This is a genomic window from Lachnospira eligens, assembly GCF_009680455.1.
GTDB lineage: Bacteria > Bacillota > Clostridia > Lachnospirales > Lachnospiraceae > Lachnospira > Lachnospira eligens_A.
The window spans coordinates 21,166-46,582 of the sequence record NZ_WKRD01000012.1; the positions used below are offsets into that span (position 1 = coordinate 21,166).

Genomic DNA, 25,417 nt, shown 5'->3' on the forward strand with positions numbered 1-25,417 from the left:
AGACATGGCATTATTAGAAACATGGAGAAAACTCGCATACGAGACAGAGATGGATCAGAAGAACGCTTCAGAATTCTGGGGTTCATATTTTAATCAGGAGAAGGCTATTTATGAGCAGATTCTCGCAGATTCTGATACAGTAGTTAAAGGAACTGTTAAGGAATTAGCAGAGAAGTTTGGAGTAGAAGTACTTCTTATGACAGGATTCCTTGATGGTATCAATGACAGCTTAAAGACTCCTAATCCAATTGAAACTATGGATGAGAATACAGAAGTTAGTCTCGATTATGACAAGGAAAAACTTTATTACAACATGGTAGGCTGCAAGGCTGACTGGCTTTATGAATTGCCACAGTGGGATAACCTTCTTGATGAGCAGACAAGAAAAGACCTTTACAAGAAGCAGAAGCTTTCTGGAACTGTTGTTAAGGGCAAGAAAATCGGAAGAAATGATCCGTGCCCATGCGGAAGTGGAAAGAAATATAAGCAGTGCTGTGGAAAGAATGCATAGCTTTTAAACACTAAGACCTGCCAGATAATGGCAGGTCATTTTAATGTTAAGTACAGGAATGATAAGAGGTAATTATAATGGATGCATATACAGGCTTTGCATATGTTTATGATGAGTATATGGATAATATTCCATATGAGGAATGGGGGCAGTACATGATTGCTCTCCTTAAGGAAAATGGTGTGTCAGGTGATTCATCAGTGCTTGAATTGGGCTGTGGAACAGGAACTGTTACAAGAATGCTTGCTAAGGAAGGCTATGACTGTGTTGGACTTGATATGTCTGAGGATATGCTGTCTATAGCTTCTGAGAAAACATTTGAAGAGGGTTCGCAGGTTATATATACATGTCAGGATATGAGGGATTTTGAAGTGCCTTATGAAGTAGACGGTATGATAAGTATAGGGGATTCCATGAATTATATTACATCTGTTCCTGACCTTGAAAGTGTATTTGCATGTGTTAGTGAGAACCTTAAAAAAGGCGGTGTATTTATATTTGATTTAAAGACAATACATTTCTTCAGGGATATACTTGCTGAGAATACATATGCTGAGAACAGGGAAGATTCTGCATTTATATGGGACAACTATTATGATGAGAAAGAACGCAATAATGAATATGAGCTTGCTGTGTTTGTTAAGAATGAGGATGGTACATTTGACAGATTTGAAGAACAGCACTATCAGCATGGCTTTACTATAGATGAGGTTACAGGTGCAGTTAATAAGGCTGGACTTACCGTGAAAAATGTGTATAATGCATTTACTAAGGATATGCCTGACGATAAGTCGGAAAGATTATATTTTGTGATTGAGAAATAATAAGGAGATAATTATGGGTGATTATATTGTTAGAGCCACAGCAGCAGGTGGCCAGGTAAGAGCATTTGCCACTACAACGAAAGGGCTTGTTGAAGAAGCAAAAGAAAGACATAACATGAGTCCTATCGCAACTGTTGCACTTGGAAGACTTCTTACAGGTGGTGCGATGATGGGCGCAATGATGAAGAATGATGCGGATATTCTTACTGTACAGATTAAGGGCAATGGTCCAATCGGAAGTATGACAGTTACAGCTAATCCTAAGGGGGAGGTTAAGGGATTTGTTGGCAATCCACAGGTTATGCTTCCACTTAAGGATGGAAAGCTTGATATTGCGGATGCGGTAGGAATTGGTGTATTAAGTGTAATTAAGGATATTGGACTTAAAGAGCCATATGTTGGTGATACTATTCTTATCACAAGTGAGATTGCAGATGACCTTACTTATTATTTTGCTAACAGTGAGCAGGTTCCATCTTCTGTAGGACTTGGCGTTCTTATGAATAAGGATAATACTGTTGAGCAGGCTGGAGGATTTATTATCCAGCTTATGCCGGGAGCAACGGATGAATTTATAGATAAGCTTGAGGCTAGAATTAAGGAGATTAAGTCTGTTACAGCCATGCTGGAGGAAGGAATGACTCCTGAACAGATTCTGGAACATATTCTTGGGGATATGGAGCTTGATATTCTTGACACTATTCCAACAAAGTTTTACTGTAACTGTTCTAAGGACAGAGTGAGCAAAGCTGTTATCAGTGTAGGAAAAGAAGAAATACAGAAGATGATTGATGATGGTGAGCCAATTGAGGTTAATTGTCACTTCTGTAATTCACATTATACATTTACAGTTGATGAGCTTAAGGAAATGTATGACTGCTGTACAAGATAAATCTCAGGCGTATGGAGGTACACATGAATAATATTATACTTATAGGCATGCCGGGAAGCGGAAAAAGTTCACTTGGAGTAGTGCTTGCCAAGAAGATAGGATTTGGATTCATTGATTCAGATCTTGTTATTCAGCAAAGAGAGGGAATGACTCTTGAAAGGATAATTGAAAAGCACGGAGATGCAGGATTCATACAGATTGAAAATGAAGTGAATTGTTCCATCAGTCCACACCACACGGTTATTGCAACAGGTGGGAGTGCTGTATATGGAAAAGAGGCAATGGAACATTTTAAGGATATTGGTACTGTGGTTTATCTTGAACTTCCACCAGAATCACTTGAGGAGAGACTTGGAAGTCTTAAAGAACGTGGGGTTGTGTCTAATGGAAAGACAACTGTGGAAGAGATATATGCTGACAGGGCCGCACTTTATAAGAAATATGCAGACATTACGCTTAATGAGCAGGGAAAGCAGATAAGAGAAACTGTGGAGATGCTGTATGATATTATAATGAATAAAGACCAGTATAATTAAACAACTGGTTGAACTATGTAAGAATTTAGGGTACAATAATCTTTACCTTTTAAATACGAAAACAAGGAGGATTAACATGGAAAACGAAGCTCTTTCTAAGAACTTTATTGAGCAGATTATAGATAAGGATATTGAGAGTGGCCATTGCAAGAAGGTCATTACAAGATTTCCACCAGAACCTAATGGATATCTTCATATTGGACATGCCAAGTCTATATTATTAAATTATGGACTTGCAAAGGAATATGGCGGACAGTTTAATATGAGATTTGATGATACTAATCCTACTAAGGAAAAGGTTGAATTCGTAGACTCTATTAAGGCAGATGTTGAATGGCTTGGAGCAGAGTGGAACGGAGACGTCCTTTTTGCATCAGATTATTTTCCACAGATGTATGAAGCAGCTGTAAAACTTATCAAGAAGGGAAAAGCTTATGTAGATGATTTATCTGCGGAGGAGATTAGAAAGTACAGAGGAACTCTTACTGAACCAGGTAAGGAAAGTCCTTATAGAAACCGTTCTGTAGAAGAGAATCTTCAGCTTTTTGAGGAGATGAAGGAAGGAAAATATGCAGACGGAACGAAGGTTTTAAGAGCTAAGATTGATATGGCATCTCCTAATATTAATATGAGAGATCCTGTTATTTACAGAGTTGCACATATGACACACCACAGAACAGGAGATCAGTGGTGCATATATCCGATGTATGATTTTGCACATCCTATTGAGGATGCAGTAGAGGGAATTACACATTCTATATGTACACTTGAATTTGAGGATCACAGACCTCTTTATGACTGGGTTGTAATTGAGACCGGTTATAAGACATCTCCAGAGGAGAATCCTAAGCAGATTGAATTTGCAAAGTTATATCTTACTAATGTTGTAACAGGTAAGAGATATATTAAGAAGCTTGTAGAAGATGGAATTGTTGACGGATGGGATGATCCAAGACTTGTATCTATTGCAGCTTTAAGAAGAAGAGGATTTACTCCTGAAGCTATTAAGATGTTCGTTGAGCTTGTTGGTGTTACTAAGGCACAGGGTTCAGTTGAATATCCAATGCTTGAATATTGTATAAGAGAAGATTTAAAGCTTAAGGTTAAGAGAATGATGGCTGTTCTTGATCCTGTTAAGCTTGTCATTGATAATTATCCTGAAGGCCAGGTTGAATATATGGAAGTGGCTAATAATCAGGAAAATCCAGAGATGGGAACAAGAAAAGTTCCATTTACAAAGGAACTTTATATTGAGAGAGAGGATTTCATGGAAGAGCCTCCTAAGAAATATTTCAGACTTTTCCCTGGTAATGAAGTGCGTCTTATGAATGCATATTTTGTTACATGTACTGACTATGTCAAGGATGAGAATGGAAAGGTTATAGAAGTACATTGTACTTATGATCCTGAGACTAGGGGTGGAAATTTCACAGGCCGTAAGGTTAAGGGAACAATACACTGGGTTTCTGCTACAGAAGGCTGTAAAGCTGAAGTCAGATTATACGAGAATATCGTAGATGAAGAAAAGGGCGTTTATAACGAAGAAGATGGTTCTATGAATATCAATCCGAACTCTAAGATTGTTCTTACAGAGTGTTATCTTGAACCAGAGCTTATGAAAGCTGTAAGTGAAGATAAGTTCCAGTTTGTAAGAAATGGCTATTTCTGCGTTGATAATAAAGATTCAGAACAGGGTAAGCCTATATTTAACAGGATAGTTTCACTTAAGAGTTCATTCAAATTACAGAAATAGTGAGGTTATCCTGATGGAAGGTATTGGACAAAAGAAGGAAACAGATTATATTTTTGATAAGACAATCAAATGTGATGTATGTGGGAAGGAATTTAAAACAAAGCAGGTAAGAACCGGAAAAGCAAGATTTATTGGGACAGATGATATATTAAAGCCTCTATATGAAGGAATTGATACATGTAAATATGATATAATAATGTGCCCACATTGTGGCTATGCAGCCAGTTTACGTTTGTTTGGACATCATACTGAAAAACAGAGGCAGGCTGTAAGGGACAATGTGTCTTCAAGATTTACTGCAAAGGAGCCGGAAACAGAAACTTACAGCTATGAGAGAGCTGTGAAACGATGCAAGATGGCGATGCTTACAGAGATGGTGACAGGTGGCAAGATAAGTGAGAGTGCATATCTTTGCTTAAAGCTGGCGTGGATATATCGTGGGGAGATACAAGAGGCAAAGGCTAATGGAGCAGCACAAGAACGTATAAGTATGTATGAGAAATATGAAAAAGAGTATCTGGAAGATGCATACAGAGGTTTTAAACAGGCAAGAGAGACTGAATATCCTCCAATAGCGGGAATGGACGAGAATACGATAACATATCTGCTCACAAGCATTGGAATCCATTGTGGAAAGATAGATGAGGCAAGAAGATATGGTTCTGCTTTGCTTATATCCAGAACAGCCAGCATGAAATTAAAAAATAAAACAAGAGATGTATTGGAGACTATTAAAAAGAATTAGCACTAAAGGGGCGTATAATCATTATGAACAGGGTTAAAGCTTTTGTACAGAAGATATGGACCTATGATCTGGTTCACACAGCAGTTTATTCTATTGTTCTTGAACTAATAGTTGAATGTTTTAACAGAAGAGGAATAATGGGACTTGCATTTCCATTTATGCATCCAATTATTTTTATATACAATACACTTATAATAATGACAAGCATGGCACTTGCATTATTTTTTAGGAGAAGAATGTTTGTGTATAGTGTGGTTTCTGTTTTTTGGATTGGATTGGCACTTACTAATTTTATAATACTTTCTTCAAGAAAAACGCCATTTACGGCGATGGATTTTTATCTTATAAAAGATGCTATAAAGGTTGCGGGATTATATGTGAGTGTTATACAGATTATTCTTATTGCATTACTGGTTATAGCGGTTATTGCAGGACTTGTTTTTCTGTGGCGGAAAGCCCCAAAACTTGAAGTGACAATTAAGAAAACAAAGTTTGTTGCATATGCAGCAGTACAGATGATACTTGTATTTCTTGCAGCATACGGAATGGGAATTACTCTTCTGTTTACAGGAGCTGTTGAAGGTCACTTTGGTAATCTTGCCCAGGCATATAAGAAATACGGATTCAGTCACTGCTTTGTGAGCAGTGTGCTTGACCGGGGAATTAAGAAATCAGGAGATTATTCTGAAGAATATATGGATTCACTTAAGAATGATCTTGATAATGTTGATGTTGAAGCGAGTGAAAAGACTCCTAATATTATATTTGTCCAACTGGAGTCTTTTTTTGATCCTACACATGTAAAAGGAATAACTTTATCAGAGAATCCGCTGCCTAATTATCAAAAACTTATATCTGAATGTTCTTCAGGATATCTCTCAGTTCCATGCTTTGGAGCAGGAACATGTAATACAGAGTTTGAAGTACAGACAGGAATTAATATTGATGATTTTGGACCAGGTGAATATCCATATAGAACAATTATGAAATCCAAGGTATGTGAGTCTATGGCCTATGACCTTAAGAAACTTGGTTATTCAACTCATGCAATACACAATAATGATGGAACATTCTATGATAGAAATCTGGTGTTTTCACATCTGGGATATGAAACATTTACTTCAATTGAATATATGGATGGGTTTGAAGAAACGCCTATGGGATGGGCTAAGGATTATATTCTTACAGGAGAGATTACTAAGGCACTTGATTCAACAGCTGGAACTGACTATGTGTTTACAATATCTGTACAGGGACATGGTGATTATCCATCTACACCAATGGAAGGATACACACCAGAGATTAAAGTGACTAACTTTCCAGTTGCAGAACAGCAGACATCATTTGAATATTATGTAAACCAGATTCATGAGATGGATAAGTTCATAGGTGAGCTTATACAGTCTTTATCAGAGAGAGATGAAGAAACTGTACTTGTGCTTTATGGAGATCATTTACCTACATTTGATTTTACAGATGAAATGCTTACTAACGGAGATAAATTCCAGACACAGTATGTAATCTGGAGTAACTTTGATATGGACAGACAGGAAAAGAATATTCAGGCATATCAGTTGTCTGCGTATGTAATGCAAAGACTTGGTATATCTGAGGGATATATCATGAAATATCATCAGTCAAAGCAGAAACTTCCAGAAGATGAGTATTTGAAGAATCTCAAAATTCTGGAATATGACATTCTGTATGGTAAAAAGGAAATTTATGGTGGAGAAACACCATATGAGGCTACAAATCTTAAGATGGGTATTGATGATATTGAGATAACAGATGTCTATAATTATAATGATACGGTGTTTATTGAGGGCAGCAGTTTTAACGATTACAGTTGTGTTCTGATTAACGGGAAAGAATATACCACGGAAAAGGTGAGTGACCGTCTTTTAAGAGTTAATGGTATTAATGTAAAGAAGGACGATGTAGTTGTTGTTGCACAGAAGGGCGATGATAAAGTTGAACTCAGCCGTACAACTTTTACAGTAAAGCAACAGAGTAAGAAAAACGCACAACAACAGTAAATGTGCTATCTTTAATTGACAGCGGGTACCTGAAATGGTAATATTAGTAAGGTGTTTCAAACATCAAGATTTTTTTTGGAGGTACTTGAAATGAAGGGTACAGTTAAATGGTTCAACAACCAGAAGGGTTACGGCTTTATCAGTGATGAGTCAGGAAAGGATGTATTTGTACATTACTCTGGACTTAACATGGAAGGCTTCAAGTCTTTAGAGGAAGGCGCTCAGGTTGAGTTTGATGTAACAGATGGCGCAAAGGGTCCTCAGGCTACTAACGTAACAAAATTATAATCGGTTGTTTTTCAGTGTGCCTTTTTTATATTATATATAGAAAGATATATTGTAACACAATAGGATTATGGGGGCGGTCACAATTAATATTGGACCGCCTTTTTTGATAATATAATCTGGAGGTTTTATGGAGAATTTAAATATTAATTATGACAAGACAGTGAGTAATGCAACTGTCAGTATGATATCAGCAGGCGCAATACTTGTTATATCTGTTCTGATAGTTCTTCTTGTGTTGGTAATTAAGAGATGGAAGGGAAGATTTATACCTTTGGCATTAGGTGTTCTTTCGTATGTTGTATTTGGGTTTATGTTTTCACAGCTTTTGATGAGTGTTCTTTCGCTTATACCTAATGTTGATCAGTCATTTACGTATAATACCAATGCATATGTGGTTATATATAATATTCTGCTTGCAGCAGGGTTTGGTATTGCAAGATGGTTTACGGCAAAGATGATGACTGACAGATATAACAGAACAGGGGACGTGCTTATGGCAGGAACGGGTCTTGCAATTGGAGATACCGTTATTACTTATGCATTGTCAATGTTTACATTTTTTGTATATGCACAGGCAATATCAGCTAATGGATTAGAAAAATTCATCTCGGATATGTTTAACAGCGGAATGGCTGAGAGTGATGTAATTACATTATATACTTCAAATGTATCACAGCTGATTGATTCGCCTGCGATTTTGTGGTTTTTAATGGCTGTATCTGCGGTTCTTGATATTGCACTTAATATAATGCTGTTTATGGTTGTATATGGCGTAGTAAAGAAACAGGTTAATTATATGTATGCATATTATGCGATAATTGCACAGTTTGTTTCTAATATAATGTTCCAGTTATATAATGCATTTTCACTTACTAATATTATTGTTTTGTTTATTGTTAAGCTTGTGATTGTGGGAGGAATAGCTTTATTTATCAAGCAATTCATTATGAAGGAGATAAAATACTCAAATGACTGATGTGAAAAAAGGACTAACAGCAGATGAAGTAGAGCAGTTAACAAATGATGGCATGGTCAATGTGTCAGTTGGAAAACAATCCAAGACCATTGGCCAGATTGTTGCGGGCAATGTATTTACATATTTCAACCTGATATTTGCTGTATTTGCTGTTCTTCTGGCTTTTGTGAGGTCATATAATAATATGACATTTCTTCCAGTAATTATTTCTAATATGTTTATTGGAATAATTCAGGAGATAAGAGCTAAGAAGGTTCTTGATAAACTTACGGTGGTTAATGCACCTAAGACATCGGTTATAAGAGATGGACAATTACATACTGTAGCTTCGGAGACTCTGGTTAAGGGAGATTTGTGCGTATTTTCAGCTGGAAACCAGCTGAGTGCAGATGCAATTCTTGTTGATGGGTTTGTTCGTGTCAATGAATCATTAGTTACTGGTGAGTCTGACGAGGTTGTCAAGAATGCCGGGGATATATTACTCTCCGGCAGTTTTATTGTGTCAGGAGAATGTAAGGCTGTGCTTACAAATGTCGGTCTTGACGCATATGCAGCAAAGCTTGCAATAGAAGCAAAGGCAGGACGAAAGAAACACAAAACAGATATGATGCAATCTCTTGATAAGCTTGTTAAGACAATCGGTGTCCTTATAATACCTATAGGAGCAGGACTGTTTTTACAGAGCAGATTTGCAGTCGGGGGCTCAATAAAGAGCAGTATAGATTCAATGGTAGCCTCACTTGTCGGAATGATTCCAGAAGGGCTGTATCTGCTTGCAAGTGTTGCACTGGTTGTCAGTGTTATGAGACTTGGAAAGAAGAATGTTATTGTACATGAGATGAACTGTGTAGAAACACTGGCGAGAGTTAATGTATTGTGTGTTGATAAAACCGGAACAATAACCAGACCAGATATGTCAGTTACCCATGTTGAAATATTGGATTACACAGATGGTTACGGAAAGCATACTGATTACCATGAAACAGAGAGAATTATAAAAAATGTAGTGGCAGCAATCAGTTCTGACAATGCAACAATGGAAGCAATACATTCGTATTATGGAATTGAAGAAGAATGTGAATGTGACCAGGTATTTCCATTTTCTTCTCAGAATAAATACAGTGGTGCAAGATATGGAAAAGATGTATATCTGTTAGGCGCACCTGAATATCTGCTTCTTGATTCATATCCTGATTATAGGAATATTATTGATAAGTATTCATGCAATGGAGAGAGAATTGTCGTGTTTGGGCTGGCAAATGAGCAGATAACAGGAGAGGCTGTCACAAAGGCGATAACTCCTATGGCTTTTATAATACTTGAGAATGAGATAAGAGAAACGGCAAAAGAAACATTTGAATATTTTAAAAAGCAGGGGGTCGCAATTAAAGTTATATCTGGAGATAATCCGCTGACTGCATCAAAGGTTGCAATACGGGCAGGGATAGATGATGCCACATATTACATAGATGCGACTACACTTAAAACGGATAAGGATATAGCAGATGCGGTTCAGAAATATACTGTTTTTGGAAGAGTTATTCCGGAGCAGAAGAAAAAGATTATAGAAGCATTTAAGATGGCAGGCAATGTTGTCGCAATGACAGGTGACGGGGTCAATGATGTACTTGCATTAAAATGTGCTGACTGTAGTGTTGCAATGGCATCAGGAAGTGAGGCTGCCAGCAATGCAGCACAGATAGTTCTTCTGGACTCTGATTTTTCAAAGATGCCGGATGTTGTTGGAGAAGGAAGAAGGGTTGTCAATAATATTAAGCGTTCAGCATCGCTGTTTCTTGCAAAGAATATATTCTCAATGCTGCTTACGATATTTACACTTATATCAGTTAATCTGTATCCTTTATATCCGACCCAGTTATCATTCTTAGGAATATTTACAATAGGTGTACCGGCTTTCTTTCTGGCATTACAGCCTAATAAGAGTCTTATAAAGGGTGATTTCCTGCTAAATGTAGTACTAAAGGCGTTGCCTACAGGTCTGACGGATTTTATTGTAGTTACGATTATAACAATATATGGCAATTGCACAGGTGCACCACATGAGCAGACAGCGACTGCAGCAACACTTGTGCTTCTTACCGTGGGCATGGCAGCACTGGTAAGAGTATGTAAGCCATTCGATATAATAAGAGTATGTGTATGCGTTGCAATGGCATGCGGAATTGTATTTTCAATGATATTTTTACGCTCATTATTTGCAATGGTTGTATTAAAGGGGCTGGCACTTAATCTTACTGTTATGATGATGGTTCTGTCGCTGCCTCTGTACAGATATGTATGCAGGATGACGGCATGGCTGATAGATTTCTTTGAGAACCATAACCGTCATTTCAGACACCTGCTTAAAGGCTGATATATTAAAAATGTATTACTGCTTATTTAGAGCTTTTTCAGAGAATTCAGTTGTTACAAGGCTGCTGTAAGGAACTGGAGATTTAAGCTCACCAGCCTGCGTAAGAATGTCCTGTAAAAGATTAAAACTGTCTTCGGTGAATACAGTAGAGGTTTTCCATGTATCCTGTGATTTATATCTTTCAACAATTGCGGTTATTGTTGCAATATCGGTTTCTTTAAACTGAGGTGCAATGATGGCCGCAATTTCTGCTGATGAATGTGTATTGACATAATCAAGCCCCTTCTGTGTAGCGTTAGTGAATTTCTGGATTACATCAGGATTTTTCTTGATATAGCTTTTCTTTGCACAATATGCTGTGTAAGGAACATAGCCGCTTTCTACACCGAGCGAGGCGATAACGTGGCCTTCACCCTGCTGTTCAAGTAAAGTTGCAGAAGGCTCAAATTCAACTGTGTAATCACCTATTCCAGATGTGAATGCGGCAGAAGTTGAACCAAAATCAACATTCTGAAGGATTTCAAGGTCTGTTTCAGGGTTAATATTATTCTTTTTCAGAATATATTCAAATAACATCTGGGGCATACCGCCGGCTCTGCCGCCGATAACAGTTTTTCCTTTAAGTTCAGACCAGTCAAAATTATCATTGGATTCTCTTCCTACAAGGAAATTGCCAGCACGCTGTGTAAGTCCGGCAAAGTTGACAGCATAGTCATCAGAGCCTTCGGCATATACATAGATTGATGATTCAGAACCCATGAATCCAATATCTGCATCACCGGATATTAAGGCTGTCATTACTTTGTCAGCACCAAAACCATTAGTTACGGTAAGCTCAAGCCCTTCGTCGGCAAAATATCCATTCTCAATGGCGACATATTGTGGTGCATAGAATATAGAGTGTGTAACTTCGCAGAGAGTGATTTTTTTAACGGAATTGTCTGCATTTTCTTTGTTGCAGGCTGTCATTGGAAATGTTGTGACCAGTATGATGGTCATAATAATAAATAATGATATATATTTGCTGAAATTCTTCAATGAAATTCTCCGTTGTAGCTGCTTTTATTGTTATAGTATTATTTTTCTGTAATTTTGTTCCACAAAAGTAATAAAAAGATTGTCATTTAATGAGAAATTATGGTATCATAATAGAAAATTACAGTGTAGATAATTTAATATCTGTATATGGAGGAGCGTTATGTTTAGAAAGAATAAAACAACAGCTAAAGCAGCGTCAGGTAATGATTTGAATACATTGCTTGATGTATTTGATAAGATAATATCTGGTGAGATATCGCATACAGGTGAATCACCGGCTGATATAACACTTTTTGAAAATCCTGAGGTTGCCAATAAGTTTAATGAAGTTGTTGAGACTTATAAGAGATTCAATAATAATTTCGTAATGAGACTTAATGAGGCTATGGAGTCAATTGGCGATAATTCATATGTAAAGAATATGATGGATGAGGTGCAGTCACAGGCTCAGGCTATTGGTGCTATGGGAGAGTCAGGACATAATCTTGAAGAATCTATTAACCACATTAATGTTGCCATGGCTGATATTAAGGACAATACTCATGAGATGCTTGCTGCTACACAGAACAGTACAGCTAATATGAATGAGAGTATTAAGGTTGTTAATGAGTCATCAGAAAAGATTTCGGATATTAACAGACAGGTACAGGAATTTCAGGACAAGATTCATAAGATTGGAGAGATTGTTGATATTGTGAAGAAGGTTGCAAGCCAGAGTAATCTGTTAGCTCTCAATGCTTCTATTGAGGCTGCAAGAGCAGGAGAGGCAGGAAAAGGTTTTGCAGTTGTTGCTGATCAGGTAAGACAGTTATCAAGCAGTACATCAGAATCTGCTGATGATATTGTTAATTATGTAAGGGAACTCAATGATGATATTGGAAGATTGGCAGTATCCATGGATGATACAACTGTTAAGCTTTCAGAAGGTAATTCAAAGGTTGAAGAATCACTTTCAGATATTGAAAGAATGAATAACCAGATGGTTGCAATTAATGATGCTGTTAACGGAATATTCGCAGATATTGATACACAGTCATCTATTACTACAGAATTTGCCAAGCAGGTAGACAGTATTGCGGCAAGCTATGATAAGTTATCTGATAACTGTATGGCTACAGGTACTCATATCTATAAGATTGGCAGATATATTGATACTGCAAGAAGTGATATGTTCAGGTCATTCTCTAATGTTACAACACAGGATATGATAAGAATATTCCAGATTGACCACTTTATCCTTATGTGGAGAGTATATAATAATGCTGTTGGATTTGAAACTCTTAAGGTTACACAGCTTAACAATCCGGATGGATGTAAGTTAGGTAAGTGGATGAAAGCACAGACAGATACGCGTATTACAGGAAGCAGACAGTTTAAGGATCTTGATGCGGCACACAGACAGATTCATAAATATGCTGTTGATTCTTGGAACGCCAAGGAGTCTGGTAATGTAGAACTTGCACTTGAATACTTCCAGAAGTGCTATGATGCATTTGGTGTATATAGTAATAAGATAGAAGAGTTCAAGAGCTATATGAGAACAATTGGTTATACTGATGAAACTGAAAAAGTGACTTTCAGAAAGTAATTAAAGTGAATGGTCTCCTATGGTGAAGCATAGGAGACTTATTTTAATGTAAGAAGGAATAGAGTGGTTTAGATAATTATAAGGAGATAGCAAACAGAGTATGGAAGAATATAAAGAAAAAGCAAAGGAAATTATGGTTATAGGCCATAAAAATCCTGACACAGATTCAATATGTTCGGCAATATGTTATGCTGATTTAAAGAATAAGATAACCGGAACAGATAATTATGTGCCTAAGCGGGCGGGACATCTTAATGAGGAAACTCATTTTGTACTGAACAGATTCGGTGTAGAGGCTCCGGAATATATTAAAGATGTACGTCCACAGGTAATGAACATAGAGATAAGACACACAGAGGGAATAGACAGAGAGATTTCGGTGCGTAATGCGTGGAAACTGATGGATTCACTTAATGTTGTAACACTTCCTATAACAGAAGGCAGAAAACTTACAGGCCTTGTTTCGATTGATGACATTGCCAAATCGTATTTTGAAACATTTGATAACAGAGTATTGTCGAATGCTAAGACAAGTTTTGCTAATATTGTTGAAACACTTGGGGGAAGAGTAATTACAGGTGATGAAAGCGAGATATTTGACAAAGGAAAGATGCTTATTGCAGCGGCTAATCCTGATATGATGGAGAGCATGATTGATGAGGGGGATATTGTAATTCTTGGTAACAGATACGAATCACAGCTCTGTGCAATAGAGATGGAGGCAAAATGTCTTATAATATGTGAGGGAGCAAAGGTATCCAATACAATTGCCAAGATTGCAAAGAGCCATAACTGTATTATTATTGAAACTGATTATGATACATATACTGTTGCAAGGCTTATGAATCAGGCAATTCCGGTTGGATTCTTTATGACACCAAGAGACAGAATTGTATGTTTCAAGACAACAGATTATGTTGAAGATATTCAGGAGATTATGACTAAGAAAAGGTTCAGGGATTTCCCTATAGAGGATGAAAACGGTAATTATGTAGGAACTATTTCAAGAAGAAATCTCCTTCGTTCAGGCAGAAAGAAAGTTATTCTTGTTGATCACAATGAGAAGAACCAGGCAGTCAATGGAATTGAAGATACAGAGATTCTTGAGATAATTGACCATCACAGATTAGGACCTATACAGACAATCACACCTGTATTTTTCAGAAATCAGCCTCTTGGCTGTACGGGAACAATTATTTATAAGATGTATCAGGAGACAGGAATTAGTATAGAGCCTGTTATAGCCGGGCTGATGTGTTCGGCAATTATATCGGATACATTAATATTCAAATCTCCAACATGCACACCTGATGATATAGAAGCGGCAATGGAGCTCGCTGATATTGCAGGAATTGACCCTGAAGTGTACGGAAGACAAATGTTTGGAGCTGGAAGTAATCTTGATGAAAAGACAGACAGAGAAATATTCTATCAGGATTTTAAGAAGTTCGCAATTAATGATGTTACCGTAGGTGTGGGGCAGGTTAATGCAATGGGACCTGAGGATATAGAGAAGATAAAAGCAAAGGAAGTGCCGTTCATAGATACAGTAACAGGTGATGGCGGGCTTGATGTAGTATATTTTCTTATGACAGACATATCAACGGAATGCTCTTATGTACTGTGTTCAGGTAAAAATGCGGATACAATAATGTCACAGGCATTTGGAGTTGACAAACAGCAGGATACATATATACTAAAGAATGTTGTTTCAAGAAAGAAACAGTTCCTCCCGGCCATTATGGAAGCTATGGAGCAGTAGAGAAAATGGAGAATAGTGATGAAGGCATTACGAAAAGATGATTTCTGCTGGTGTAACAGTGGGAAAAAATATTGTGACTGTCACATGGAATTTGATAGAAAATTAGATAATTTCAAGAGAAAGTTTCATAAGGTACCACCAAGAAATATTATAAAGAATGAAGAACAGCTTGCAGGAATGAGAGAAAGCAGCAAGATTAATATTGCTGTGCTTGATTATGTTGCAGAGAATATTCATGCAGGAATGACAACTCAGGATATAGATGATTTGGTATACCAGAAAACAACCGAGATGGGTGGAATACCTGCACCACTTAATTACGAAGGATTTCCAAAGAGTGTGTGTACTTCAATTAATGAGCAGGTATGTCATGGAATACCATCTAAGAATATCCAGCTTCTTGATGGTGATATAATTAATGTTGACTGTTCAACGATATTAAACGGATATTTTTCGGATTCATCAAGAATGTTCTGTATAGGTAATGTTGCACCAGAACATAAGAAGCTGGTGGATGTTGCAAAAGAATGTGTTGAGTTAGGTCTTGCACAGGTTAAGCCATGGGGACATCTTGGAGATGTTGCGGCGGCAATAAATGAACATGCAAAGGCTAATGGATATTCAGTAGTAAGAGAAGTTGGTGGACATGGAATAGGTCTTGAATTTCACGAAACCCCATTTGTAAGTTATGTAATTAAGAAGGGAACAGGAATGGTCATGGCACCGGGCATGGTATTCACAATTGAGCCAATGATAAATGCGGGACTTCCAGACATATATATAGACGAGGGCAACAACTGGACAATATATACAGATGATGATTCGTACTCAGCACAGTGGGAAATAATGGTGCATGTGACTGAGGACGGATATGAGGTTATGAGCTACTAAAAGTTTGTGTATATTCGCAGATGAACACAAACAATAAAACAGACACAACACATCCGTCCTGACAGGACATACAACAATAAGTGAAAAGCTCCATATACTGTAGTGATACATGTATATGGAGCTTATTTTATGATGATGACACAACAGGTTCCGGCGATGTGCTATGTACCGTGGCAGCGTTGGGATGAATTATATGAGCCTTCGCGGGCAATTATGCGGGGAACTATGTTTCCTGTACTTGATAAACCATTTACAGGAGGCAGGTCATGAATTGTTGTAATAATATTAGAAATGAAAAAGCTATGATTATGAAGAATATTTATGAGCTTGGCTTTGCACTTGTTGAAACTATGCTTTATCTTGATACCCATCCGGATGATGCAGCAGCTATTGAATATTATGCAGAGATTAAGGATAAATATGTACAGTTTATGAAAAAATATTCAGATTATTATGGACCTCTCAGCATGGAATATATGGTAAATGACAACTACTGGATGTGGGTGGCAACACCTATGCCATGGGAATATAAGGGAGGTATGTAATATGTGGAATTATGAAAAGAGACTTCAGTATCCGATTAATATAAAGAATTGTAATCCTACGCTGGCAGCAATGATTATTTCGCAGTATGGTGGACCAGATGGTGAGCTTGGAGCATCAATGAGATATCTTTCACAGAGATATTCCATGCCATACAGGGAGGTTGCCGGATTGCTGACTGATATAGGCACGGAAGAACTTGGCCATCTTGAAATGGTCAGTACAATGGTTCATCAGCTAACAAGAAATCTTACAATGGAACAGATAAAAGGAACTCCGTTTGAGGCATATTATGTTGATCATACGGTTGGAGTATGGCCGCAGGCTGCAGGAGGTGTACCTTTCTGCGCAATTGAATTCCAGTCAAAGGGGGATGCAATAACTGATATTGCAGAGGATATGGCAGCCGAGCAGAAAGCAAGGAGTACTTATGATAATCTGTTAAGACTCTGCCGTGATGATCCGGATGTGTATGAACCGCTGAAGTTTTTAAGAGAAAGAGAAGTTGTGCATTTTCAGAGATTCGGAGAAGCTATGTCGATTATACAGAGCAAGCTGGATTCTAAGAACTTCTATGCATATAACCCGGAATTTAAAAAATAATAAATAGAATGATATTAATAAAATATTATGATAGAATACATTTATAAAAGACTGATTAAAGGAGTACTTATGAAAGAGAAGATATATACTATACCTGTTAATGATGCATTTTCATCAGACTGTGAATGTCCGATTTGTTCAATGTATAAGGCACTGGAGGATGATGCAGTAAGCTATACAATGGGACCTAGTTATATGGAAGATGATATAAGGGCTGTGACTGATAAAAAGGGTTTCTGTCAGAAACATTTAAAGAAAGTGTATGACTGTGAGAACAGACTTGGCTTTGCACTTGTCATGAAGACACATCTTGATAGGGTGATTAATGATATTGAAAGTCTGCAAGATGGAAAAGTGGCAGGAAAGTCTATGTTTAAGAAAGCAGATAAACCGGCTGTGACAACGTATACTGAACAGCTTGAAGGCACATGCTTTGTATGTGAAAGGATTGATAACACATTTAAGAGATATCTGGACACTATATTTCATATGTATAAGCATGATAGTGATTTCAGGGGAAAGTATAAAGCATGTAAGGGATTCTGTACGAAGCATTATGGCATATTGCTTGAGCAGGCAGCTAATTCTTTAAAGGGGGATATGTTAGATGAATTTATTAAGACAACTAACAGTCTCTATATTGAGAATATGAAGCGGGTAAGAGATGATGTTGAATGGTTTATTAATAAGTTTGACCATAAATATATTGATGAGCCATGGAAGAATGCGAAAGATTCACTGGTAAGAGCTATGATAAAGGATGGTTCTTATATAGCAGATGAACCAGGAAAAAGGAATAATACGAGATGATAAATAACAGCCCTGTGGTGTGAGATACCGCAGGGCTGTTTGCACATGTAATAATATCTGTTAATACGAAAATGTAACAGAATACATTGTATAATTGTTTCGTATGGTTGTTTTATATGAGTACGAAAGCTGTACACCGGCACTGGAAACAGCGGATTTAATATCAAGGTCGTTAGTTGTTGTGAATTCTATATGCTGGGAACGGCTTTTAATACACCTTAATATATAACGGTCAAGTTCATACTGTGTTCCAGCTGAATGAAGCTTAGCCTGAACAGGATATGTATATATATATCCATTAGCTGGATTAGTTTCGTTGAAATCAGATGTCCATGTATGATCAATTGCCATATCTGAATCAGATATATTGAAGTAACTGTGGTCAATATATTCCTGTGAGCTGCCTACCGGGTCATCCCATGTGACATCTACCTGATACCAGTCATTATCAAGCTTAACAACATTCCATATATGTTGTTCGTTACCAGCCTTTCCGGATATTGTATAATTCTCGATTCCTAACATATCCATAAATGTTTTGAAACTTTCTGTATAACCGCTGCATACAGCCTCACCATTAATCATAGCGTCATAGGCATTAAAAGTTGAACCACCATTATCAATGTACGTTATATGTGATACAAGATAATCGTGGATTGCCAGTTCATTTTCATAATCGCTTCTTGCAGGTGAGGTTACTTCGGCAAGAACTTCTATGTATTTGTTATAGAGTTCAACCTGACGGCTGTTTAACTGGGAAGTGTTTCCTGAATTAAAAGCTTTTATAATTGCATAATTATCCCAGCATTCAAATGTTACAACAAGGTTATAACCATCTTTAATTCTACGATATTCACATTTTATCTGCTCAATTCCGCTTATTCTTGTCAGCCATTCATTGGCATCTATAAGGTCAGGGTCGGGAACAAATATGTTACATGAAGTCTGGTTATCCGACATTGCTTCTATGATGAAATTAATTATATCTTCTGTGTCAGTTGCTTTATTGTCAAATGCTGTATATGAAATCTCTGTAGAACTGTCAGAGCTGTTATCATTCGTAAACGGTAATGTGCATCCGCATAGGGATGCAAGAATTACGGCTCCGGTTAAAAGAGACGCCCAATATTTTATATGTTTCATGTGTGGTCTCCTGAAAATTCTGTTATAATCATATACGATTGTATAACGAGATAATTGCAAATGTAAAGCATATTTATGGAGGAATTTTATGTCAGATTATAAATTAAAAAATGTATGTGATTTCGACCTGGCACAGACATTGGAATGTGGTCAGTGTTTTCATTTTGTAAAGCTTGATGAAGAGGATTATGTATTGGCTGCAAAGGGGCATGTACTGCATGTTTCACAGGAGGACGATACCGTTACATTCTATGATACGGAAGAAGATGAATATGTAAATGTATGGAAAGATTATTTTGATATGGACAGGGATTATTCGGCAATTAAGAAAAAGCTGCTGGAAAAAGATGATAAGTTAAAAGATGCAATTGAAAGTATGTGGGGAGTGAGGATTCTTAATCAGGATTTTTTTGAAACTCTTATATCATTCATTATATCGCAGAATAAGCAGATACCCCATATTAAGAAGATAGTATCTGATATATCTGCAAAGTTTGGTACATATAAGGGAACATATGGCGGAGTAGATATGTATACATTTCCATTACTTGATCAGCTTGCTAATGCAAGTGAAGAGGACTTTAAAGAGTTAAAGACAGGATTCCGTGCACCTTATATTATGGATGCAATAAGAAGGAATAGGGAAGGCCAGTTTGATGAAAATGAACTTAAGAGCATGGATTATGATTCGTGCATTAAGGAACTTATGACAATAAAAGGTGTTGGAGAGAAGGTTGCCAACTGCGTAAGCCTTTTCGGACTTGGAAAGAAAGAAGCATTTCCTGTTGATGTGTGGATTAAAAGAATTATGGAGACAATGTATTTTGACGGTGTGGACACTCCAAAGGATAAGATTGCTGCTTTTGCAAAGGAACAGTTTGGGGAACTGGGGGGATTTGCACAGCAGTATCTGTTTTATTATGGAAAATCAATAAAAATGGGTGTTAAATAATAATTATTAATAAAATCTAAAAAATATAATATATTTGAATTAGCTGTTGACAAATAAAAGCGTGAAGTGTTACATTATGTGCAGTGGTTAGCACTCGAAAAGAATGAGTGCTAACAGGAAAATGAATGCTGCCATGAAGGGTTCACTCTCATGTGAAGACAGCGGAATGGAGGAATATATAATGAAATTAGTACCATTAGGAGACAGAGTTGTTATTAAAGCATTAGTTGCAGAGGAGACTACTAAATCAGGAATCGTCCTTCCTGGACAGGCTAAGGAGAAGCCACAGCAGGCAGAGGTTATTGCTGTAGGACCTGGCGGAGTTGTTGATGGTAAGGAAGTTGTTATGCAGGTTAAGCCTGGTGATAAGGTTATTTATTCTAAGTATTCTGGAACAGAGGTTAAACTTGATGAAGATGAGAATCTCATCATTGTAAAGCAGTCTGATATTCTTGCTATCATTGAATAATTGACAATGTCAGTTGCAGATGAGGGTAGTTTGAACATATAAGAAGTATATTTATTTAGGAGGCTATTATTATGGCAAAGGAAATCAAGTACGGAATTGAAGCTAGAAAGGCTTTAGAGGAAGGTGTTAATAAGTTAGCTAATACAGTAAGAGTAACAATCGGACCTAAGGGACGTAACGTTGTTCTTGATAAGTCATATGGTGCACCACTTATCACTAACGATGGTGTTACTATTGCTAAGGATATTGAACTTGAAGATGCATTCGAGAATATGGGTGCACAGCTTGTTAAGGAAGTAGCAGCTAAGACTAATGATGTTGCAGGTGATGGTACAACAACAGCTACTGTTCTTGCACAGGCTATGATTAATGAAGGCATGAAGAACCTTGCAGCAGGCGCTAACCCAATCGTATTAAGAAAGGGAATGAAGAAGGCTACTGATTGTGCTGTTGAAGCTATCGCACATATGAGCGAAAAGGTAACAGGCAAGGATCAGATTGCTAAGGTTGCAGCTATTTCAGCAGGTGATGAAGAAGTTGGACAGATGGTAGCTGATGCTATGGAGAAGGTTTCTAACGATGGTGTTATCACAATCGAGGAATCTAAGACAATGAAGACAGAACTTGATCTTGTAGAAGGTATGCAGTTCGACAGAGGATACATTTCAGCATATATGGCTACAGATATGGATAAGATGGAAGCAGTTCTTGATAATCCATATATCCTTATCACAGATAAGAAGATTTCTAACATTCAGGAAATCTTACCAGTTCTTGAGCAGATCGTTCAGAGCGGTTCTAAGCTCCTTATTATTGCAGAGGATGTTGAGGGTGAGGCTCTTACAACACTTATTGTTAATAAGTTAAGAGGAACATTCAATGTTGTTGCTGTTAAAGCTCCTGGATATGGTGACAGAAGAAAAGAGATGCTTAAGGATATCGCAATTCTTACAGGTGGCCAGGTTATTTCTGAGGAACTTGGACTTGAACTTAAGGATACAACAATGGATATGCTTGGTAGAGCTAAGTCTGTTAAGGTTCAGAAAGAAAATACAGTTATCGTTGATGGCGAAGGTGCTAAGGAAGATATTGATGCAAGAGTTGCACAGATTAAGGCACAGCTTGAGGAGACAACTTCTGAATTTGATAAAGAGAAGTTACAGGAAAGACTTGCTAAGCTTGCAGGTGGTGTAGCTGTTATCAGAGTTGGTGCTGCAACAGAGACAGAGATGAAGGAAGCTAAGCTTCGTATGGAAGATGCTCTTAATGCAACAAGAGCTGCTGTTGAAGAAGGTGTAGTATCAGGTGGTGGTTCTGCTTACATCCATGCTTCTAAGAAGGTTGCAGAGCTTGTTAAGACACTCAGTGGAGATGAGAAGATTGGTGCCCAGATTATCTTAAAGGCCCTTGAAGCTCCATTATTCCACATTGCATACAATGCAGGTCTTGAAGGTGCTGTTATCATCAATAAGGTAAGAGAGTCTGAAGTTGGTACAGGATTTGATGCATACAAGGAAGAGTATGTCAACATGATAGATGCTGGTATCCTTGATCCGGCTAAGGTTACAAGAAGTGCATTACAGAATGCTACAAGCGTTGCTTCAACACTTCTTACAACAGAATCAGTTGTTGCTAATATTAAGGAAGATGCTCCAGCTATGCCAGCAGGTGGTGCAGGCATGGGCGGAATGATGTAATTCCACAGAATAATTAAAACTTACAGCCCGGTGGGGAATTTCCCGCCGGGCATATTGCTTTAAAGAAAGGTTATTGAATTATGATAGAAGGAACAGTAGAGCAGATTGTTAAAGTTACCGCTCCTAAGATTTCAATTTTTTACAGAATAATACTTGTGATTGCATGTCTGCTCGCAGCGACAACAATTGTGCAGACAGGATGGCTGGGTGTAATAGTTCTTGTTATATTTATATTTTTTACGGTGTTTGTATTTGAATATTATAACGCTGAATATGAATATTCATATGTTAACGGAAGCCTCACTATAGATAAGATTATGGCTAAGTCTGTGAGAAAGAATGTGGGAAGCTTTGACCTTACAAGAGCAACTTTGGTTGCCAAAGTAAACAGTCAGGAAGCTTTGGGCAAGGCAAGGCAGCAGTTAAGGACATACAATTGTTCATCAGGAGTTGATGACCCCGGAGATATTGTAATATACACATATGACAATGACAGCAATGAGATGATAAGACTGTTTATGCTTCCGGATGATTCAATGAAAGAAGCAATTGTAAGTGCTGTTGGCAACGGAGTTGCACATTTATAAAAAATATTTGACTTTTAGCGGCAGTTTTGTTATATTCTCTTGTAATATATTTATAAACTGACTAAGCTGTCAGATACTCGTAGAAACATCCGGATTAATTTATTTATTCGGATTTTTTCTATATATTAAAACACAACAGAAAGCGAGGATTTTAGCAAATGGGTAAAATTATTGGTGAAGGCATTACATTTGACGACGTACTTTTAGTTCCACAGTATTCAGAAGTAACACCTAATATGATTGACCTCTCAACACAGCTCACTAAGAATATTAAACTTAACATTCCTTTAATGAGTGCAGGTATGGACACAGTTACAGAACACAGAATGGCAATCGCAATGGCTAGACAGGGCGGTATTGGTATTATTCATAAGAATATGTCAGTAGAAGCTCAGGCAGAAGAAGTAGACAAGGTTAAGCGTTCAGAGAATGGTGTTATCACAGACCCATTTTTCTTACATCCAGATAATACATTACAGGAAGCTAATGACCTTATGGGCAAGTTCAGAATCTCCGGAGTACCTATCACAGATGATAATGGCAAGCTTGTTGGTATCATTACTAACAGAGACCTTAAGTTTGAGGAGCATTTTGAAAGACCAATCAAGGAGTGCATGACAAGCGAGAATCTTATCACTGCTCCTGTTGGAACTACTCTTGAAGAGGCTAAGAAGATATTAGGCAAGGCAAGAAAAGAGAAGCTTCCTATCGTTGATGATGATTATAAATTAAGAGGACTTATTACAATTAAGGATATCGAGAAGAGCGTTAAGTATCCATCTTCAGCACATGATTCACAGGGCAGACTTTTAGCAGGTGCTGCTGTTGGTATCACAGCTAATGTTATGGACAGAGTTCAGGCACTTGTTAATTCAAGTGTTGACTGTATTGTAATTGATTCAGCTCATGGTCATTCTAAGAATATTATTACAACTCTTAAAGATATTAAATCAGCATTCCCTGATCTTCAGGTTATTGCCGGTAATATTGCAACAGGTGCAGCTGCAAAGGCTCTCTGTGAGGCTGGTGTAGATGCTGTTAAGGTTGGTATCGGACCTGGTTCTATCTGTACAACAAGAGTTGTTGCAGGTATTGGTGTTCCACAGGTTACAGCCGTTATGGATGCTTATGCAGAGGCTAAGAAGTATGGTGTTCCTGTAATTGCTGATGGTGGTATCAAGTATTCAGGAGATATCGTTAAGGCTATTGCAGCAGGTGGTAATGTCTGCATGTTAGGAAGCCTTCTCGCAGGTTGTGATGAAGCTCCTGGAACATTTGAGTTATTTCAGGGAAGAAAGTATAAGGTATACAGAGGAATGGGTTCTATCGCTGCCATGGAGAACGGAAGCAAGGACAGATATTTCCAGACTGGTGCCAAGAAGCTTGTTCCTGAGGGTGTTGAAGGACGTGTTGCTTATAAGGGTCTTGTTGAAGATACTATATTCCAGCTTATGGGCGGTTTACGTTCAGGTATGGGATATTGTGGAGCACCTACAATCCCAGTACTTCAGGAAACAGCTCAGTTTATTAAGATGTCTTCAGCAGCTTTAAGAGAGAGTCATCCACATGATATTCATATCACAAAGGAAGCTCCTAACTATTCAGTGGAAGATAAGTAATTAATAATAGTATTCAACCCGGACAGATTGTGTTGTCCGGGTATTTTTTTTCATGATAAAATGTAATTTCTTCTGAAATTATTGCTATTGAACAATGGTATGATGTATAATGGACTAAGTATTTATATATTAATGTGAATGAACAGGGTATATTTTGGGGCGCTAAATCAACGAGAAGGAGAAAAACTATGAAGGACAGAATACTCGGCAGATATATTGCAAAGAATCACTCAGATAACGTGTTCACTGACAGAGAGTTACAAGTCATAAAGCAGGGAGATACGGATACACTTGTTGAAACATTTCTGCATATGGACAATGATTATTACAAGACGCAGATGCAGTGTACATTGAAAAGTCTTGGAATGTTCATGGATTGTAATATTGAACTGAACCAGATAGATTACGAAAGAGAATATAAGGGTCAGTTTATTGGCTGTCAGGTTATGGATGGGGATATTGATGTGTTTCTTGGCGTAGCTGGTGATAACAGGGAACTTTTGAAAGTGGCATCGACATTTGCACAGGAAGATATTGAAGAATTCGATGAAGATGCTTATGATGCATTATGTGAACTTATTAATGTGATGAATGGGGCATATGCAACTAAACTTGGGGAAGCAGATATTGAAGTAACACTTCACCCGCCAGTTTTTTATAAAGATACAGAAGTTACGGCAGATACCGGTTTTTATGTTGTGACTTTCAATATTGAAGATAATGTATTTAAGATTTTAATGGCTGCTGATAATAAAATCCAGCTTTCAGCTTAATAAGGAG

The 25,417-nt window shown here is 37.5% G+C and carries 25 protein-coding genes; 23 read left to right on the forward strand and 2 right to left on the reverse strand.

Going from position 1 to position 25,417, the window contains the following annotated elements:
• The first annotated feature begins 4 nt into the window (after window positions 1–4).
• The 10 genes from GKE48_RS13365 (at window position 5) to GKE48_RS13410 (ending at window position 10,935) form a co-directional block, all read left to right on the forward strand.
• Window positions 5–511 carry an SEC-C metal-binding domain-containing protein gene (locus tag GKE48_RS13365; RefSeq protein WP_022098796.1) on the forward strand — a complete coding sequence of 169 codons (507 nt, stop codon included), beginning with the start codon at window positions 5–7 and terminating at the stop codon, window positions 509–511.
• A 77-nt stretch (window positions 512–588) separates the two neighbouring features.
• A complete protein-coding gene (locus tag GKE48_RS13370) occupies window positions 589–1,335 on the forward strand; it encodes a class I SAM-dependent DNA methyltransferase (protein ID WP_022098795.1) in 747 nt (248 codons plus the stop codon).
• A gap of 13 nt (window positions 1,336–1,348) precedes the next feature.
• On the forward strand, window positions 1,349–2,227 hold the full coding sequence (gene hslO, locus GKE48_RS13375; RefSeq protein WP_154301310.1) for an Hsp33 family molecular chaperone HslO: 879 nt from the start codon (window positions 1,349–1,351) through the stop codon (window positions 2,225–2,227).
• Between the two features lie 23 nt (window positions 2,228–2,250).
• The gene (locus GKE48_RS13380) at window positions 2,251–2,763 is read left to right on the forward strand and encodes a shikimate kinase (RefSeq protein ID WP_055215741.1); all 513 of its coding nucleotides are present in this window, start codon (window positions 2,251–2,253) and stop codon (window positions 2,761–2,763) included.
• A gap of 76 nt (window positions 2,764–2,839) precedes the next feature.
• A complete protein-coding gene (locus tag GKE48_RS13385) occupies window positions 2,840–4,516 on the forward strand; it encodes a glutamine--tRNA ligase/YqeY domain fusion protein (RefSeq protein ID WP_055215740.1) in 1,677 nt (558 codons plus the stop codon).
• Window positions 4,517–4,529: 13 nt separating this feature from the next.
• Entirely contained in the window at window positions 4,530–5,261 is a 732-nt protein-coding gene (locus GKE48_RS13390; protein ID WP_022098791.1) for a DUF2225 domain-containing protein, read from the forward strand.
• Window positions 5,262–5,284: 23 nt separating this feature from the next.
• The gene (locus GKE48_RS13395; protein WP_055215739.1) at window positions 5,285–7,297 is read left to right on the forward strand and encodes an LTA synthase family protein; all 2,013 of its coding nucleotides are present in this window, start codon (window positions 5,285–5,287) and stop codon (window positions 7,295–7,297) included.
• A 90-nt stretch (window positions 7,298–7,387) separates the two neighbouring features.
• Window positions 7,388–7,585 carry a cold-shock protein gene (locus tag GKE48_RS13400; protein WP_022098789.1) on the forward strand — a complete coding sequence of 66 codons (198 nt, stop codon included), beginning with the start codon at window positions 7,388–7,390 and terminating at the stop codon, window positions 7,583–7,585.
• Between the two features lie 127 nt (window positions 7,586–7,712).
• Entirely contained in the window at window positions 7,713–8,561 is an 849-nt protein-coding gene (locus GKE48_RS13405) for a YhfC family intramembrane metalloprotease (protein ID WP_022098788.1), read from the forward strand.
• Window positions 8,554–10,935, forward strand: a complete 2,382-nt coding sequence (locus GKE48_RS13410; RefSeq protein ID WP_055215738.1) for an HAD-IC family P-type ATPase — start codon at window positions 8,554–8,556, stop codon at window positions 10,933–10,935. The genes GKE48_RS13405 and GKE48_RS13410 overlap by 8 nt, the downstream gene beginning before the upstream one ends.
• A gap of 15 nt (window positions 10,936–10,950) precedes the next feature.
• Here the strand turns inward: GKE48_RS13410 and GKE48_RS13415 are convergent, their stop codons facing one another.
• Window positions 10,951–11,904 (reverse strand): ABC transporter substrate-binding protein, encoded by a 954-nt coding sequence (locus GKE48_RS13415; RefSeq protein WP_228003433.1) that lies wholly within the window; start codon window positions 11,902–11,904, stop codon window positions 10,951–10,953.
• A 229-nt stretch (window positions 11,905–12,133) separates the two neighbouring features.
• Here GKE48_RS13415 and GKE48_RS13420 point away from each other — a divergent pair, with 229 nt between their 5' ends.
• From GKE48_RS13420 to GKE48_RS13450, 7 genes are all read left to right on the forward strand, one after another.
• On the forward strand, window positions 12,134–13,561 hold the full coding sequence (locus tag GKE48_RS13420) for a methyl-accepting chemotaxis protein (RefSeq protein WP_055215737.1): 1,428 nt from the start codon (window positions 12,134–12,136) through the stop codon (window positions 13,559–13,561).
• A 100-nt stretch (window positions 13,562–13,661) separates the two neighbouring features.
• On the forward strand, window positions 13,662–15,323 hold the full coding sequence (locus GKE48_RS13425) for a putative manganese-dependent inorganic diphosphatase (RefSeq protein WP_154301311.1): 1,662 nt from the start codon (window positions 13,662–13,664) through the stop codon (window positions 15,321–15,323).
• Window positions 15,324–15,341: 18 nt separating this feature from the next.
• Window positions 15,342–16,214 (forward strand): methionyl aminopeptidase, encoded by an 873-nt coding sequence (locus GKE48_RS13430; protein ID WP_154301312.1) that lies wholly within the window; start codon window positions 15,342–15,344, stop codon window positions 16,212–16,214.
• Window positions 16,215–16,343: 129 nt separating this feature from the next.
• Window positions 16,344–16,484 carry a spore coat associated protein CotJA gene (locus tag GKE48_RS13435; RefSeq protein WP_012738762.1) on the forward strand — a complete coding sequence of 47 codons (141 nt, stop codon included), beginning with the start codon at window positions 16,344–16,346 and terminating at the stop codon, window positions 16,482–16,484.
• Window positions 16,481–16,759, forward strand: coding sequence for a spore coat protein CotJB (locus GKE48_RS13440; RefSeq protein WP_012738763.1), 279 nt, complete (start codon window positions 16,481–16,483; stop codon window positions 16,757–16,759). Before GKE48_RS13435 ends, GKE48_RS13440 begins: the two co-directional genes overlap by 4 nt.
• A gap of 1 nt (window position 16,760) precedes the next feature.
• A complete protein-coding gene (locus tag GKE48_RS13445) occupies window positions 16,761–17,360 on the forward strand; it encodes a manganese catalase family protein (protein WP_022098783.1) in 600 nt (199 codons plus the stop codon).
• Window positions 17,361–17,429: 69 nt separating this feature from the next.
• Window positions 17,430–18,170 carry a DUF6062 family protein gene (locus GKE48_RS13450; RefSeq protein WP_154301313.1) on the forward strand — a complete coding sequence of 247 codons (741 nt, stop codon included), beginning with the start codon at window positions 17,430–17,432 and terminating at the stop codon, window positions 18,168–18,170.
• Between the two features lie 60 nt (window positions 18,171–18,230).
• On the opposite strand, the gene GKE48_RS13455 is transcribed toward GKE48_RS13450, so the two are convergent.
• Window positions 18,231–19,313 carry a transglutaminase domain-containing protein gene (locus GKE48_RS13455; RefSeq protein WP_154301314.1) on the reverse strand — a complete coding sequence of 361 codons (1,083 nt, stop codon included), beginning with the start codon at window positions 19,311–19,313 and terminating at the stop codon, window positions 18,231–18,233.
• Between the two features lie 88 nt (window positions 19,314–19,401).
• Between GKE48_RS13455 and GKE48_RS13460 the strand changes: the two genes are divergently transcribed.
• The 6 genes from GKE48_RS13460 to GKE48_RS13485 all read left to right on the forward strand — a co-directional run bounded on the left by GKE48_RS13460 (window position 19,402) and on the right by GKE48_RS13485 (window position 25,410).
• Window positions 19,402–20,265 carry a DNA-3-methyladenine glycosylase family protein gene (locus tag GKE48_RS13460; RefSeq protein WP_154301315.1) on the forward strand — a complete coding sequence of 288 codons (864 nt, stop codon included), beginning with the start codon at window positions 19,402–19,404 and terminating at the stop codon, window positions 20,263–20,265.
• A gap of 181 nt (window positions 20,266–20,446) precedes the next feature.
• Window positions 20,447–20,734 (forward strand): co-chaperone GroES, encoded by a 288-nt coding sequence (locus GKE48_RS13465; protein ID WP_041688456.1) that lies wholly within the window; start codon window positions 20,447–20,449, stop codon window positions 20,732–20,734.
• A 71-nt stretch (window positions 20,735–20,805) separates the two neighbouring features.
• On the forward strand, window positions 20,806–22,431 hold the full coding sequence (gene groL / locus GKE48_RS13470) for a chaperonin GroEL (protein ID WP_022098778.1): 1,626 nt from the start codon (window positions 20,806–20,808) through the stop codon (window positions 22,429–22,431).
• Between the two features lie 80 nt (window positions 22,432–22,511).
• The gene (locus GKE48_RS13475; protein WP_154301316.1) at window positions 22,512–23,018 is read left to right on the forward strand and encodes a DUF6106 family protein; all 507 of its coding nucleotides are present in this window, start codon (window positions 22,512–22,514) and stop codon (window positions 23,016–23,018) included.
• Between the two features lie 158 nt (window positions 23,019–23,176).
• Window positions 23,177–24,637 (forward strand): IMP dehydrogenase, encoded by a 1,461-nt coding sequence (gene guaB / locus GKE48_RS13480; RefSeq protein ID WP_022098776.1) that lies wholly within the window; start codon window positions 23,177–23,179, stop codon window positions 24,635–24,637.
• Window positions 24,638–24,825: 188 nt separating this feature from the next.
• Window positions 24,826–25,410: a chemotaxis protein CheX gene (locus tag GKE48_RS13485; protein WP_154301317.1), complete on the forward strand. Its 585-nt coding sequence runs from the start codon at window positions 24,826–24,828 to the stop codon at window positions 25,408–25,410.
• The last annotated feature ends 7 nt before the right edge of the window (window positions 25,411–25,417 follow it).